General features: G+C 65.6%; 11 protein-coding genes. 5 read left to right on the plus strand and 6 right to left on the minus strand.

What is annotated here, in order from left to right; all coding sequences use genetic code 11:
* The first annotated feature begins 29 nt into the window (after window positions 1–29).
* Together ACQE3M_RS05915 and ACQE3M_RS05920 are read left to right on the plus strand one after the other, a co-directional pair.
* Window positions 30–452, plus strand: coding sequence for a hypothetical protein (locus tag ACQE3M_RS05915; RefSeq protein ID WP_430504542.1), 423 nt, complete (start codon window positions 30–32; stop codon window positions 450–452).
* Between the two features lie 45 nt (window positions 453–497).
* Window positions 498–1184, plus strand: a complete 687-nt coding sequence (locus ACQE3M_RS05920) for a vWA domain-containing protein (RefSeq protein WP_430504543.1) — start codon at window positions 498–500, stop codon at window positions 1182–1184.
* 489 nt (window positions 1185–1673) lie between these two features.
* Here the strand turns inward: ACQE3M_RS05920 and ACQE3M_RS05925 are convergent, their stop codons facing one another.
* The 3 genes from ACQE3M_RS05925 to ACQE3M_RS05935 are packed head-to-tail and all read right to left on the minus strand — an operon-like array spanning window position 1674 to window position 6690.
* Window positions 1674–2705, minus strand: coding sequence for a segregation/condensation protein A (locus tag ACQE3M_RS05925; RefSeq protein WP_430504544.1), 1032 nt, complete (start codon window positions 2703–2705; stop codon window positions 1674–1676).
* Complete coding sequence (gene smc / locus ACQE3M_RS05930; protein WP_430504545.1) at window positions 2698–6279, minus strand: chromosome segregation protein SMC; 3582 nt, start codon at window positions 6277–6279, stop codon at window positions 2698–2700. The genes ACQE3M_RS05925 and smc overlap by 8 nt, the downstream gene beginning before the upstream one ends.
* 27 nt (window positions 6280–6306) lie before the next feature.
* On the minus strand, window positions 6307–6690 hold the full coding sequence (locus ACQE3M_RS05935) for a DUF7518 family protein (protein WP_430504546.1): 384 nt from the start codon (window positions 6688–6690) through the stop codon (window positions 6307–6309).
* Window positions 6691–7545: 855 nt separating this feature from the next.
* Here ACQE3M_RS05935 and ACQE3M_RS05940 point away from each other — a divergent pair.
* Window positions 7546–7896 carry a hypothetical protein gene (locus ACQE3M_RS05940; RefSeq protein WP_430504547.1) on the plus strand — a complete coding sequence of 117 codons (351 nt, stop codon included), beginning with the start codon at window positions 7546–7548 and terminating at the stop codon, window positions 7894–7896.
* 37 nt (window positions 7897–7933) lie between these two features.
* Here the strand turns inward: ACQE3M_RS05940 and ACQE3M_RS05945 are convergent, their stop codons facing one another.
* The 3 genes from ACQE3M_RS05945 to lonB form a co-directional block, all read right to left on the minus strand.
* The gene (locus ACQE3M_RS05945) at window positions 7934–8662 is read right to left on the minus strand and encodes a YIP1 family protein (RefSeq protein WP_430504548.1); all 729 of its coding nucleotides are present in this window, start codon (window positions 8660–8662) and stop codon (window positions 7934–7936) included.
* A gap of 64 nt (window positions 8663–8726) precedes the next feature.
* Window positions 8727–9632: a CPBP family intramembrane glutamic endopeptidase gene (locus ACQE3M_RS05950; protein ID WP_430504549.1), complete on the minus strand. Its 906-nt coding sequence runs from the start codon at window positions 9630–9632 to the stop codon at window positions 8727–8729.
* Between the two features lie 3 nt (window positions 9633–9635).
* Window positions 9636–11837, minus strand: a complete 2202-nt coding sequence (lonB, locus tag ACQE3M_RS05955; protein WP_430504550.1) for an ATP-dependent protease LonB — start codon at window positions 11835–11837, stop codon at window positions 9636–9638.
* Between the two features lie 171 nt (window positions 11838–12008).
* Here lonB and ACQE3M_RS05960 point away from each other — a divergent pair, with 171 nt between their 5' ends.
* Window positions 12009–12521 carry a nicotinamide-nucleotide adenylyltransferase gene (locus ACQE3M_RS05960; protein ID WP_430504551.1) on the plus strand — a complete coding sequence of 171 codons (513 nt, stop codon included), beginning with the start codon at window positions 12009–12011 and terminating at the stop codon, window positions 12519–12521.
* A 97-nt stretch (window positions 12522–12618) separates the two neighbouring features.
* Complete coding sequence (locus ACQE3M_RS05965) at window positions 12619–13422, plus strand: SAM hydrolase/SAM-dependent halogenase family protein (RefSeq protein WP_430504552.1); 804 nt, start codon at window positions 12619–12621, stop codon at window positions 13420–13422.
* Window positions 13423–13428 lie beyond the last annotated feature (6 nt).

Consider the following 13428-nt stretch of genomic DNA (forward strand, 5'->3'; position numbering starts at 1 on the left):
TTAATCTTTCATATAGCATTTCTAACTGCATGCGGGAGAGTGCCATAGAGGGTGTGTCCGAGGAGGTGCTTGGAACGATCACCGGACTGCCGCCCGGAACAGTCACGGCAGCCACTACGTTCCTGGGGAAGCTAACGGACAGTCCCTCAGAAAGTGAAAAGTCCGCGGTGGAGAGCAAGTCTTCCGGACTCTCGAAGAAAGAGAAGAAAGTTCTCGACTACTCGGTGATGCACCTCGCGGATACCCATTATTACGATCATCCGCGAGCGTCCAAGCGGTACTCTGTCCGATATGCGGTAGACACTATTCGAGCGGCTCTCAAGATGTATTCACCTTCGCATCTGCGACTCGTGTTTAAGAACGCACTCTCGCGACAGCGTCGGGATCACCGGGCAGTCATGAAGAGTGTTAAAAATGACATTCGCAAAAGAAAAGCTCTGAAACGGCTTTAGCGGCACCAGCATCGCCAATTCATCAACTCGAAACTCGCTGAAACAATGTGTGGCTTGTTTAGTTCCTCCGGCCCGAGCAAGATGAAACGAGTGAAGGACAACTCGAAGGATTTCGTCGACGATCTCCACAAGGAGGGGCGGCATTTCGGTGCGGTATCTCACTTCGATAACTCCTACTCAGTCGGCAAGCCCCGGAAAACTCCGAGAGAAGTGAAGAGCGATATTGGCTCACTTTCAACCGGGGGCCGGACAGCACTCTATGACTCGATTATCAAGTCGGTTCTCACTTTACAGAAGGCACAGGTGGAGGGTGGTCGGACGGGAATGCCAGCCCTACTTCTGACGTTCACAGACGGCATTGAGAATGAAAGCGATGCACAATTAGAAGATGTCCGCGAGGCAATCCGCAAAGCAGGGTTCCTTCCCCGGAATCGTTGTTATTTCGCAATTGCAGGCGTGGGAGACGCCTCTCAGCAGGAGTTGCGAGATATTTGTAAGGGCGGTTTAGGAGTCTATACTCACACTGACGACGATATTGAGGAAGCGTTCAAGCTCTTTATCGCCGCGACCCTCGCAGTGGTGAAAGGGCGCGAATCATACGCGGAAGTGAAGAAGAAAGCAGAATCGAAGTCGCTCAAAGTGTTAGTCAGAAAATTTGAAAAGATCGATATACTCCCAATGGAGTACATGTTTAATATAGATACGTCACAGTCAATGTCGAAAACCTCCTAAGAGAGTGTCTCTGTCTGGCAAAAAGTCAGTCATTACTGAGTTGCTCAGTATTTCAGATTAGTTATCCGAAGAGGCGAGAGTATCACCTGTACCTGTCCAGATTGATTACTGGTCTATACAAAAGAATACATCTGGGAGACAGGCGTCACTCGTAATAGACCTGGAAGTTTTCGTCACACTCTCTACAGGCTGCCTCCGTGTCCCAACCGATATTGAATCTAGAATACCGTACGACTTTTTGAATAGTCGTGCCCCTATCAGGGACATTCACCAAGGTCTCATGCCACAGTGTGGATAGGCGGTGTTGGTGACGGGCATTAGTTCAATATTCTAAACTACACTATATATTAGTTATCGTCCGTGGCTTGTTTTCCTCGACAATTCGGATACAGGAAACGAATCCCGGTCAATAGGTAAGCTGGCTTGCTGTAACGACTGTTTCAGGCTATTTCAAATGGAAAAACCGTGGTTCCAACCACTATTTAAAAATCAGTCCGCGATCGCTTCCGCGTCGACGCTCGGCGCCGACGGGTCCTTGATCCAGAGGTCGCCGAACAGCTCGTCCTGCTGGAGCCGGACGGCGCCGCGGTGAGCCAGGAACAGCAGCGCGAGGAACGTCATGAACTCGCGGCCGCCGGCGGACTCGACCTCCGAGAACAGCACCTCGTTGCGTCCCTTGTCGTACTGGGTCCGGAGCGCGGCCTCGACGTCCTCGATGACGGCCTCGATGTCCTCGTCGTGGGTGCCGCCCGTCACGTCGCCCGCGGTCGGCTCGGCGTCCTGCCGGAACTCGTCGCCGGAGCGGTAGTCGACCGTTTGCGTCCCGCGGTCGTACGCCGACGGCGACTCGGAGGTGTCGTACTCGCGGGACTCCTTCCACCAGGAGCTCCGCTCGGCCTCCCGCAGTTCGCGGACGAGCTCGTCGAGCGTCTCGGGGGAGCCGCGCGTGCTCTTCCGCTCGAGCCGGCGGTCCATCTCCGCCTCGAGCTGGTCGACCGGGTCGAAGCCGGCCTCGACGTCGGGCTCGCCGCCCTCCATCGCGACCTCCCAGGGCTCCTGTTCGGGCTCGTCGTCCTCGTCGTCGTCCGCGAGCATCCCGTCGCTCTTCATCCGGAGCAGCACGGAGGCGTAAAACAGCGCCCGCCCGGAGGTCCGGAGGTCCGTCTCGTCGAGCTTCTCGAGGAAGGCGTCCGTCACCTGGACGATGTCGATGTCCCACGGCTCGATCTCGCCCTCCTCCGCGAGCTGGACGAGGAGCTCCACGGGCTCGACCTCGTCCTCGTCCGTCTCGTCGGGATGCGTGATGTCGAGCTCCTCGACGACGCTGTCGTCGCTGGCGTCGTCGACGTCGTCGTCGCTAACGTCGTTGCTCTCGTCGCTAGCGTCGCCAGCGTCGGTGGTCGCGTTCTCGTCCGCCGCCGTCGCTGGCGACTCCGTCTCGTCTCCGTCGTCGCCGAAGGGGGCGGCCCCGTCGCGGTCGCTGGTCAGGTCGACGTCGGGAACGAAGTCGTCCTCAGTCATCCGCCGGCACCTCCTCCTCGCCGTCGCCGTCGAACTGGATCCCGGTGACGGCGCTGACGTTGTCCTCCTGCATCGTCACGCCGATGGCGCGCTCGGAGCGCTCGAGCAGGGCCGAGCGGTGCGAGACGACGACGAACTGCGCGTCGCCCGCGAGGTCGTCGACCATCTCGCCGACGCGCTCGGCGTTGACCGCGTCGAGGAAGGCGTCGATCTCGTCGAGCGCGTAGAACGGCGCGGGGTTGTGCCGCTGGATGGCGAAGATGAACGCCAGCGCGGTCAGCGACTTCTCGCCGCCGCTCATCGCGTCGAGCCGCTGGACGGGCTTGTCCGCGGGCTGGGCCTTCATCGTCAGGCCGTCCTCGAAGGGGTCCTCGGGGTTTTCGAGAACGAGCTCCCCGGTTCCGGCCGAGAGGCGCTCGAAGATGTTCTGGAAGTGCTCGTTGATGGCGTCGAACGCCGTCATGAACGTCTCCTTCTTCTGGGCCTCGTAGCTCTCGATGCGCTCCTCGATGGCGTCGCGCTCCTCGACGAGCACGTCGCGGCGCTCCTGGAGCTCCTCGAGGTCCGCCTGCACCTCGTCGTACTCCTCGATGGCGAGCATGTTGACCGGTTCGAGGGCCTCCATCTCGGCCTCGAGCTCGGCGATGCGCTCCTCGACCTCGTCGTGGTCCGGCACCTCATCGGGGTCGTACTCGCCAACCTGGGAGGCGAGCTCGTCGACCTCCCACTCCAGGCGGTCGACGCGGTCGCGGAGGTCCTCGAGCACGGACTCGACTTCGCTCACCTTGCCCTGCTGCTCGTCGCGGGCGTCCTTCGCCTCGCGGAGCTCCTCGCGCAGTTCGGTCCGGTCCTCCTTGAGGTCCGCGAGCTCCGCCTCGAGCTCCGCGATCTGCTCGCGTTTCTCCTCGAGGACCGCCTCCTTCTCCTCGATCGCTTCCTCGTACTCCGTGATCTGCTCTTCGGCCTCCGCCTTGCGGTTCTGGGCCTCCTCGACCGTCTCGTGGAGCTCGTCGACCGCGTCCTCGGCGTACTCCTTCTCGAGCTGGAGCTCGTTGAGCCGGCCGTCGAGCTCGTCCATGCGGTCCTCGAGCTCGTCGATCTCCTCGCGGACATCGTCGGCCTCGCTGGTGAGTTCGGGGATGCGGGAGTCCTCGAGCTCGGCCTCGATCTCGTCGATCTCGGCCTCGAGCTCGTCGCGCTCGGCGCCGAGCTCCTCGATGTCGGCGTCGATGTCGGCCATCTGCTCGTCGACCGTCTCGCGCTCCTCGCGGAGCTCCTCGAGTTCGGCCTCCAGCTCCTCGATGCGCTCTTTGCGCTCCGCGAGGTCCTCCTCGGCGCGCTCGACGTCGGCCTCGACGGAGCGGACGCGGTCGGCCGCGTCCGACTTCCGCTCGCGGGCGTCGTCGATGTCGGACTCCAGCTCGCGAACTTCGGCTTCGAGCGACTGTCGCTCGTCCTCGAGTTCCTCGATCTCCTTCGCGAGGCGTTCGAGCTTCCCGCCGCCGGACTTCGTAAAGGAGTAGCGGGAGCCGCCGCCGGAGCCGCCGGTCATCGCGCCGGACTTCTCGACGAGGTCGCCGTCGAGGGTGACCATCCGGTAGTCGCCCATGTAGTGGCGCGCGGTCTCCATGTCCTTCACGACGAGCGTCGACCCGAGGACGTACGAGAAGATCCCCTCGTACTCGGCGTCGTAGTCGACGAGGTTGCGCGCGAAGTCGACGACGCCGGGATCCCGCGGCTTGTTCGGGAGCCCGCGGTTGTCCATCTCCGTCATCGGGAGGAACGTCGCGCGGCCCGCGTTCCGGCTCTTGAGGTAGTCGATACAGGTGTCGCCGACGCCGTCGTCGTCGACGACGACGTTCGCCAGCCGGCCGCCCGCGGCCGTCTCACACGCCTCGGCGTACTCCGTCTCCACAGAGCCGAGCTCGCCGACGGCGCCGTGGACGCCGTCGATGCCGCCGTTCTTGACGGTCGTGACGGCGCGCGGCCAGGAGGTGTCGCCGCGGTCCTTCGCCTCGGCCTCCAGCTGGGCGTACTCGTTCTGCTTCGCCCGGAGGTCGTCGTCGACCTCGTCGAGCTTTTCCTGGAGCTCGCTCTTCTCCGCGAAGAGGTCCGCGACGGTGTCCTCGATGGTCTCCTGGTTCTTCTCGGCCTTGTCGAGCTCGCTCTTGAGCTCGGAGATGCGGGCCTTCAGGTCCGGGATCTCCTCGCGGGCCTCCTGCAGCTCCGTTTCCGCCTCGCTCACCGCGTTCGAGCGGCGGCGAGCCTCGTCGAGCAGGCGGTCCTTCTCGCGCTGCTTCTCGCTCATCGCCGACTTGACCTCCTCGAGCTCGGATTTCTTCTCTGAGAGGTCGGCCTTCAGCTCGTCGTACTGGGTGTCGATCCCCTCGATCTCCGCTTCGATCTCCGCGAGCTCGGCCTTCTTGTCGGCGATGTCGCCTTTGACAGAGGCCTTCTCGACTTTGATCTCCTTGCAGTCGGCCTCGAGCTCGTCGATCTCCTCCTGCTTGCGGTCGATCTGGACGAACGCGTTGCGCCGCTCGGTCTCGGCCTCCTCGACGCGTTCCTCCGTGTTCTCGATCTTCCCCTCGAGCCGGGAGATGTCGCCCTTGACCTCCTCGATCTCCGATTTGATCTCGAGCTGCTCGTCCTCGCCCTTCCGCTCGATCTCGTGATTGAGGTCCTCGAGGTCCTCCTGGAGGCGCGTGACCTTCCCCTGCCGGCTGTCGAGCTCGGTCTGTAGCTCGGCGAGCTCGTCCTCCTGGTCGTCGATCTGTGCCTCGAGGTCGGCGAGCGTCTCGCGCTTCTCCTCGAGCTCGGCGGCCTTCAGGTAGCCCTCGTACTCCTCCTTCTCGTCGCGGTACTCCTGGTACTGGAGGGCCGTCTCGCGCTCGTCGGCGAGCTGGTCGAGGCGGTCCTCCTTCTCGCCGATGCGGAGGTCGGCCTCGTCGATGCGCTCCTGGACCGTCTCCAGCTCCTCGAAAGCGTCCTCCTTCTTCGCGTCGAACTCGGCGACGCCAGCGATCTCGTCGATGATCCCGCGCCGCTGGTACGGGGTCATGTTGATGATCTCGGTGACGTCGCCCTGCATGACGACGTTGTACCCCTCCGGGGTCACGCCAGCCTGCGCGAGCAGGTCCTGGATGTCCGAGAGGTTCACCGAGCGCCCGTTGAGGTAGTAGTAGGAGTAGTAGTTGTCCTCGGTCTCCTTCACGCGGCGCTTGATGGTGATCTCGTCGACGTCGCCGACGTTTTCGGAGCCGGCCGCGGAGACGACCTGCGATCGGTCGAGTGCGCCGTCCTCGTTGTTGAGGATCACCGTCACCGAGGCCTCCTTCGGCCCGGAGCTCTCCTGGCCGTCCTCGTGGCCGGGGTTGTAGATCAGGTCCGTCAGCTTCTCGGCCCGGATCCCGCGGGTGCGCGCGAGGCCGAGCGCGAAGAGGATCCCGTCGATGATGTTGGACTTCCCGGAGCCGTTCGGCCCGGTGACGACCGTGAAGTCCTCGTAGAAGGGTATCCGTGTCTTCCGCCCGAAGCTCTTGAACTGGTCGAGGACTACTTCTTTGATGTGCATGGTGCGCTCGCGGTGGGGGTCGCGAGCCTAGGCGACGATGATGTCGCTCTCGTCCGACTCCCCGTCGTCTGCGTCTGCTGACTCCTTGCCCTCCTCGGCTTTAGTCGCTTCGGCATCCGGCGTCGTGGCCTCCTGTTCCGGCACGCGGATGTCGTCGGTGCGCGAGTCGGTCGTGTCGGCCGCGGCGTCCTCGTCGGCCTCCGTGCCCGGCGTTGCCGACGCGGATTCGGTATCCGGTTCGTCCGCGGCCCCACCGACGGGGCGGGAGCCCTCCGTGCGGACGTCGGTGTCGTTCGCGTCCTCGACCTGCCGGACGCGTTCCTTCATCTCGACGAGTTCCTCAGTGAGCCCGTTGACGGCAGCCTGCAGCTCGGCGACCTGCCGTTCGAGCTCCTCCACCCGATTACTCATGCCAGAAACCCGTCGGCGAAGGGGTATAAATCTGTGTCAGACATCCGTGTGACCAGATAGCACGATCCGGTGTCGGGACGCGCTGAAGCTTTGAAAGCCCCAGCCGCTGAGGCGGTCTGTTTATAAACAAGTTCGGCTATCGCCGCTTGCGACACCACTCGGTACACACAGAAAGCCCCAGCCGCTGAGCGGTCGCGCTTATGTGGATAATCGGGCATCGTCGTCGGCGACCCCACTCAGCATACCTGGAAAGCTCCAGCCGCTGTGCGGTCGCGTTTATATGGATGATCGGTCGTCGTCGCGAGCGACACCACTCGGGACCCCCAGAAAGCCCCAGCCGCTGAGCGCTCGCGCTGCTCGCTGCGCTCCTCACGGTTCACTCGATTCGCTCGTTCGCCGTTGCGGTGCCTGAGTCGAAGACTCAGACTAGCGAGAGCTTCGCTCTCGCGTCGCTTACGTCGCAGGACGTCCCGCGCAGCGGCTGCCCCTTTCAGTCCCGCCCGGGAGTGGTGGTCTGGCGTCGCTCGCGGCGGTTTTGTCGCCAGCGACCTCGCGCCAGCTGGCCGGCGTGCGGAGCGGGGCGGTCGGCGCGCGCGAGCAACGCGTGCGAGGGAGGGCGGGGCGCGCCGAGGTTGTGCGGTCCCGGCGCGCCCCAACCGAGGCTGGGGAGGGCCGAGGCTTGCGGTTGCTGGGCGGTGCTGTCGGGGTTGCTGGGCGGTTGCGGTCGCTGTGCGGTCGCGGTGCTGAGCGGTTGCGGTCGCTGTCCTGGCGGACTGAAAGGGCGACGGCCGGTCGCGCCGGAGGGGAGTCGCTGCGTCGACCCCTATCCGCGCGGACGGTGCGGAGAGCGCGGATATGTCGCTCAGCGACCGCGAGCGGCCGAGGGCTTTCCCGGTGTTTGCGGTGCTGTCAAGAGCAAGCCCGTCTCACCTGTTCAAACCTGCTTATAAAGAGCGGCCGAGGGCTTTCCCGGTGTTTGCGGTGCTGTCAAGAGCAAGCCCGTCTCACCTGTTCAAACCTGCTTATAAAGAGCGGCCGAGGGCTTTCCCGGTGTTTGCGGTGCTGTCAAGAGCAAGCCCGTCTCACCTGTTCAAACCTGCTTATAAAGAGCGGCCGAGGGCTTTCCCGGTGTTTGCGGTGCTGTCGAGCGCAGGACCGTCTCATATGTTCAAACCTGCTTATAAAGAGCTGCCGAGCGCTTTCTAGCAGTCCTCACGAACGAGAACAACGAAGCGGGTCGAGCCTACGCGAGCGCCAGCAGCAGCCAGACCCCGAGCGGCACGCCAACGGCGACGTGGGCCGCGCGGGGATGGACGTCAGCGTCGACGGCCAGCCCGCCCGACAGGAGGTGCCACTGCCAGCCGACCGTCAGGATCGTCGCGACCGTCACGATCGGAGCCACAGGGGCCATCGCTGCCTCGAGCGCGGCCGGGGCCTGCTGCACGCTCGTGATCGTCGTGTCCCACAGCGCGTACCGGAGAGCGGCCACCCCGACGACGAGCCGGCCCAGCTCCGGGAGCGCGGCCCAGCCGGAGAGCGCGAACGTGCCGCTCCAGGTCGGCGATCCCTCCACCAATCGTCCGGCAACGTTGAGCACTATCGCGCCGAGTACCCACATCACGAACGGGGCGAACAACAGCAGCGGCGCGTAGCCCGTTACCGCGTCGTACACCAGCGCGCCGGCGTCGCGCTCGACCGTCTCCGGCTCGTCACAGCCCGTCGGGGTCGACCCCTGGCTGTCCGCGTCCTCGCACATCCAGTCCGGCGGGCGCTCGGGGTTGTCCATCGTGACCGTCGCGTCGATCGCGCCGGCGAGCATCGAGCCGACCACGAACGTCCCGACGACCGTCGCGATCGCCAGCACTACGACGAGCGCGACCGCGTACGGGAGCGTGTCGGCCGGGCGGCGGCGCTCGAAGAAGTCGGTCGGGTGCAACAGCAACTGCCGAAGGGTTTCGCGGGTGGAGGGCATCACGACCGGTAGCTGTTCGACCACCGACAAAACCTTTCCCCAACTGCTGGCCGGCGGGCACCGACTACCGGATCCCTTCCTGGATCACGAACTCCAGCGCGTTGATGACGTAGTGGGCGAGGATTACGACGAACAGGTTGCCCGTCAGCACGAACACCGCCCCGAGCACGACGCCGATCCCGGCCGTCACCAGGATGCCGAGCCGCCCCTGCGCGCCGTGTCCGAGCCCGAACACGGCCGAGGACGCGACGACGAGTAGCCAGGGGTCGATCCCGAAGCCGACGGCGAGGACGCCGACCAGCGCGCCCCGGAAGAGGAGCTCCTCGAAGATGGCGATGGTCGGCAGCACGGCCAGCAGGAGCAGCGCCCACTCCGCGCGGTCCGTCGGGGCCATCGCCGAGCGCAACGCCTCCGGTGCGGAGAAGCCGAACTGCTCGCCGAGCCGCGCTGCGGTCTCGTTACCGGCGTAGAGAACGACGCCGGCGGCGAGGCCGACGGCGACGGTGCCCGCGTCGAGCGTCGCCAGCGTGAGCCCGAACGCCGACGCCGGGACGTCGGTCCACCAGGCGAGCCCCGCGAGCGCGGCGAGGAAGGCCCCCTGCGAGAACAGCACGTTCACCAGCAGGAGCCGCGTCGTCAGGAACTCGCCCGGCGGGGCGCCAGCGGGCTGGTCCTCGGGTTCGCCGGCGATGGCTTCGTGCTCGTCAGCGACGGCTTCGTGCTCGTCAGCGACGGCTTCGTGCTCGTCAGCGACGCATCCGGACTCTTCAGCTTCGAACTCCCGTTCGACAGCCCCGGGTTCGTCGAAGTGCGTCGGCTCCGCGCCGCCGACCTCGGTCCGTTGGGTCAGCGTCTCGCGGTCGTCGACGACGGTCACCTCTTCCAGCAGCTGCTGGGAGCGGTATGTTAAAAAGAGAAGGAGCAGCGTCAGGACGACGGTCGCGACCGCGAACGCCGTCCAGTCAGCCATCGATTACTGCGGGCTGGGGTTCGACGGGCCGGCGACGTCCGGCTGCTCCGGGATCGCCGAGCCGGTGATCGACTTGAGCCGCGCGACGAGCGAGTCCTTCTCGGGCTCGCCCTCGAGCGCGACGTCCAGCACCTCGCTGATGTGGGAGACGGGGATGATCTCGATCATGTCCTCGTACTCGTCCTCGATCATCACGTCCTGCTCGTTCGCCTTCGGGATGATGACCCGGTCGCAGCCGGCCTTCGCGGCCGCCTCGATCTTGTGGGTCACCCCGCCGACGGGGAGCACGTCGCCGCGGACCGACAGCGAGCCGGTCATCGCGAGCGACTGGTCGACGCCGACGTCCTCCAGCGCGGAGATGACGGCGGTCGCGACCGTGATGGACGCGGAGTCGCCGTCGACGCCCTGCTGGCCAGTCTGGATGAACTGGATGTGGATGTCCTTCTCCGTGATGTCCTGGTCGGAGAACTTCTTGATGATGGCGGAGACGTTCATCACCGACTCCTCGGCCATCTCCTTCAGCTGGCCCGTGGCGATCACTTCGCCGGGGCCCTGCGAGGGCGTGACCTCGGCCATCACCGGGAGCATGATCCCGGAGTCCTCGCCCATCACGGCGAGCCCGTTGACGCGGCCGGCCACGTAGCCCTCGGAGACCTGGAGCTCGTAGTCCTTCCGGCGCTCGATGAAGTCGTCCGCGAGCTGCTGCTCGATGGACCGGGAGCGGCCCTTCGCCTGCAGCACGTGGTCGCGGGTCGTGAACTCGGCGTCCTCGCCGCGGGCGATGTCGCCGGCGACGCGGACGAGCCCACCCAGGTCACGGAACAGCAGCGTCAGGTGGTCCTTGCGGCCGGACCGGCGCTTGGCCTCGAGGATGATCTCCTCGATGGCGTCGTCCGTGAACTCGGGGAGGCGCCCGTCGTTGGCGACCTCCTGGGCGACGAAGCGCGCGTACTTCCGGCGCATCTCCGGCGTGTCCTCGATGGTGTCCTCCATGTACACCTCGTACCCGTACCCCTTGATGCGGGAGCGGAGCGCGGGGTGCATGTTCTCCATCGCGTCGAGGTTGCCGGCCGCGATCATGACGAAGTCGGTCGGGACGGGCTCCGTCTGGACCATCGCGCCCGAGGAGCGCTCGGACTGGCCCGTGATGGAGAACTCGCCCTCCTGGATCGCCGTCATGAGGTTCTGCTGGCTGCGGATGTCGAGCGTGTTGATCTCGTCGATGAACAGCACGCCCTTGTTGGCCTCGTGGATGGCCCCGGACTCCACGCGGTCGTGGCTCGGGGTCTCCATGCCGCCGGACTGGAACGGGTCGTGCCGGACGTCGCCCAGCAGCGCACCGGCGTGCGCGCCCGTGGCGTCCTTGAACGGCGCCGTCTTCGTGTCCGCGTGGTTCACCAGCAGGTTCGGCACCATCGCGTCCGAGCCGCGGTTCATGTAGCGGAACGCGAGGTAGACGATCCCGGCGGCGAGAATGCCCAGCAGGATCTGCCCGGCGATGATGAGCGCGTAGCCTAAGACCACCGCGATGATGATCCACATCAGGAACGAGCGCATCTGATTGCGCTTGCGCGCCTCCTCCTTGTGGGCGTCGACGATCTGTTCGCCCTTGCCCGCGGGGACCGTCCGGACCTTCGGGTTGTTGCCGTCGTCCGGGTTGTGGTAGACGAGTACGTCCTGCAGCTCCTCCTTGGGGAGGAGTTCGGCCATCGCCTTCGCCAGCATCGACTTGCCGGTTCCGGGCGAGCCGATCATCATCACGTGGCGGCGCTGCTTGGCCGCCTTGATGATCACGTCGCGGGCGTGCTCCTGCCCGATGACCTGATCGACCAGGCGGTCGGGGACCTCGATGTCCGCCGTGGAGTCGATCTTGAGGCCGCCGAGGAGGTCGTCCTCGTCGGGGTCCTCCTCGACCTCGGCGCCGTGGATCTCGACGTCGCTACCGAGTTCGTCGATGTCGGGCCCCTCGGCGGGTTCGTCGGACGGTTCCTGTTCGTCGTCGACGAGGTCCTCGGGCTCCAGTGGGGCGTCTTCCGGCGACGGCGTCGTGCCGTCGCGGCCGGCCGGCTCCGACGCGCCGTCGCTATCGACGGACTCGTCGCCGTCGACGTCGGCTGCCGGTTCCCGGTCGGAGTTGGCGTCCCCGTCGGGAGACGAAGCGTCCTGCTCCCGGGGACTCTCGCTCGTGTCCTTCTCGTTACTCATAGAATCGGTTGTCGCTGTTTGAAGGGAAGGTTCCGCGATTGATATACTTTCTCCCCGCGGGCCGTCCACCGCGCACGACCGAAACACCGCAAAGAAGCGCCCAGTCGCCGGATCTCGAACTCGCGGGCGACCCGTCGGGTTTATAAACTCGGGCGTCGGCTACCGAGACGTATGCGGGGGTTCTACATCGGCCGGTTCCAGCCGTTCCACAACGGTCACCTGCACATGGTGGAGGAGATCGCCGACGAGGTCGACGAGCTCGTCCTCGGCATCGGGTCGGCCGGCGATTCCCACTCCACGCGCAACCCGTTCACGGCGGGCGAGCGGGTGTTGATGGTGACCAAATCCGTCGAGGACGTCGACCTGACGACGTACGTCGTCCCCATCGAGGACCTCGACCGCAACTCCGTCTGGGTCAGCCACGTCCAGAGCATGTCGCCCGGCTTCGACGTCGCCTACTCGAACAACCCGCTCGTCATCCGGCTGTTCACGGAGGCCGGCGTCGAGGTGCGGCAGTCCCCCATGTTCCGCCGCGACGTCCTCGAGGGCACCGAGCTCCGCGAGCGCATGATCCGCGACCGCGACTGGGAGAGCCTCGTCCCCGACGCCGTCGTCGACGTCGTCGAGGAGGTCAACGGCGTCGACCGGATCCAGCGCGTCGCGGAAACGGACGCGAACAGCTGAGGACGGCGTCGCCCGTTTTCAGTGACACCCGTTCAGTTGCGCCGACCAGTTCTGCGGACGCCAACCGACTTTTGTACGCCCGGCCCAACTCTCCGCCATGATCACGCTCGCTTCCGACTTCGGATCCCCGTACCCCGCCGCGATGAAGGGGGTCATCTCGCGCCGCACGGACGCCAGGATGCTCGACGTCGCCCACGACCTGCCGCGCGGGGATCCGCGTGCGGGCGCCTTCTGGCTCCGGTTCGTGCTCCCGGAGTTCCCGCCGGCCGTTCACTGCGCCGTCGTCGACCCCGGCGTCGGCACCGACCGCGCGGCGCTGGTCGTCCGCGCGGGCGAGCACGCCATCGTCGCCCCCGACAACGGCCTCGCGATCCCTGCCGCGCGCGAGCTCGCCGCGGGGACCGCCCCCGAGGCCGAGGTCGAGCACAACCCCATCGAGGTGTTCGAGATCGAGGTCGAAAGTCCGGCGTCGGCGACGTTCCACGGGCGCGACGTGTTCGCGCCGATGGCCGCCGAGGTCCACGAGGCGGGGGTCGACGAGCTGCACACGATGGACCGGCTCTCGCACACGCAGGAGTTCGTCGACATCGCGTTCCCCCAGCCCTCCATCGACCGCAACGCCGCCGAGGAGCCCATCGCCGTCGAGGGCGAGGTGCTCGTCGTCGACACCTTCGGCAACGTCGTCACGAACATCCCCGGCGAGGTGCTTCGCGACCGGGACACGGTCGAGGTGAACGGCGAGCGCGTGAAGGTCCGGGACACGTTCGGCGAGGTCGACCGCGGCGAGAAGCTCGTCACCGTCGGCAGCCACGGCTACGTCGAGTGCGACGTCAACGACGGTCGCGGCGACGAGCGCTTCCGGCTCTCCCCGCGTCAGCGCGTGCAGCTGGCGTTCGAGTAGCCGCAG

Source organism: Halosubterraneus shenae (assembly GCF_050510935.1).
Lineage (GTDB): Archaea > Halobacteriota > Halobacteria > Halobacteriales > Haloferacaceae > JBDGPU01.

Coding starts and splice junctions, on each gene's coding strand:
- ACQE3M_RS05935 (WP_430504546.1), bottom strand. CDS start 6,690: ATGAGTAATCGGGTGGAGGAGCTCGAACGGCAGGTCGCCGAGCTGCAG.
- ACQE3M_RS05945 (WP_430504548.1), bottom strand. CDS start 8,662: ATGCCCTCCACCCGCGAAACCCTTCGGCAGTTGCTGTTGCACCCGACC.
- ACQE3M_RS05940 (WP_430504547.1), top strand. CDS start 7,546: ATGTCGCTCAGCGACCGCGAGCGGCCGAGGGCTTTCCCGGTGTTTGCG.
- ACQE3M_RS05960 (WP_430504551.1), top strand. CDS start 12,009: ATGCGGGGGTTCTACATCGGCCGGTTCCAGCCGTTCCACAACGGTCAC.
- ACQE3M_RS05915 (WP_430504542.1), top strand. CDS start 30: ATGCGGGAGAGTGCCATAGAGGGTGTGTCCGAGGAGGTGCTTGGAACG.
- ACQE3M_RS05925 (WP_430504544.1), bottom strand. CDS start 2,705: ATGACTGAGGACGACTTCGTTCCCGACGTCGACCTGACCAGCGACCGC.
- ACQE3M_RS05965 (WP_430504552.1), top strand. CDS start 12,619: ATGATCACGCTCGCTTCCGACTTCGGATCCCCGTACCCCGCCGCGATG.
- ACQE3M_RS05950 (WP_430504549.1), bottom strand. CDS start 9,632: ATGGCTGACTGGACGGCGTTCGCGGTCGCGACCGTCGTCCTGACGCTG.
- smc (WP_430504545.1), bottom strand. CDS start 6,279: ATGCACATCAAAGAAGTAGTCCTCGACCAGTTCAAGAGCTTCGGGCGG.
- lonB (WP_430504550.1), bottom strand. CDS start 11,837: ATGAGTAACGAGAAGGACACGAGCGAGAGTCCCCGGGAGCAGGACGCT.
- ACQE3M_RS05920 (WP_430504543.1), top strand. CDS start 498: ATGTGTGGCTTGTTTAGTTCCTCCGGCCCGAGCAAGATGAAACGAGTG.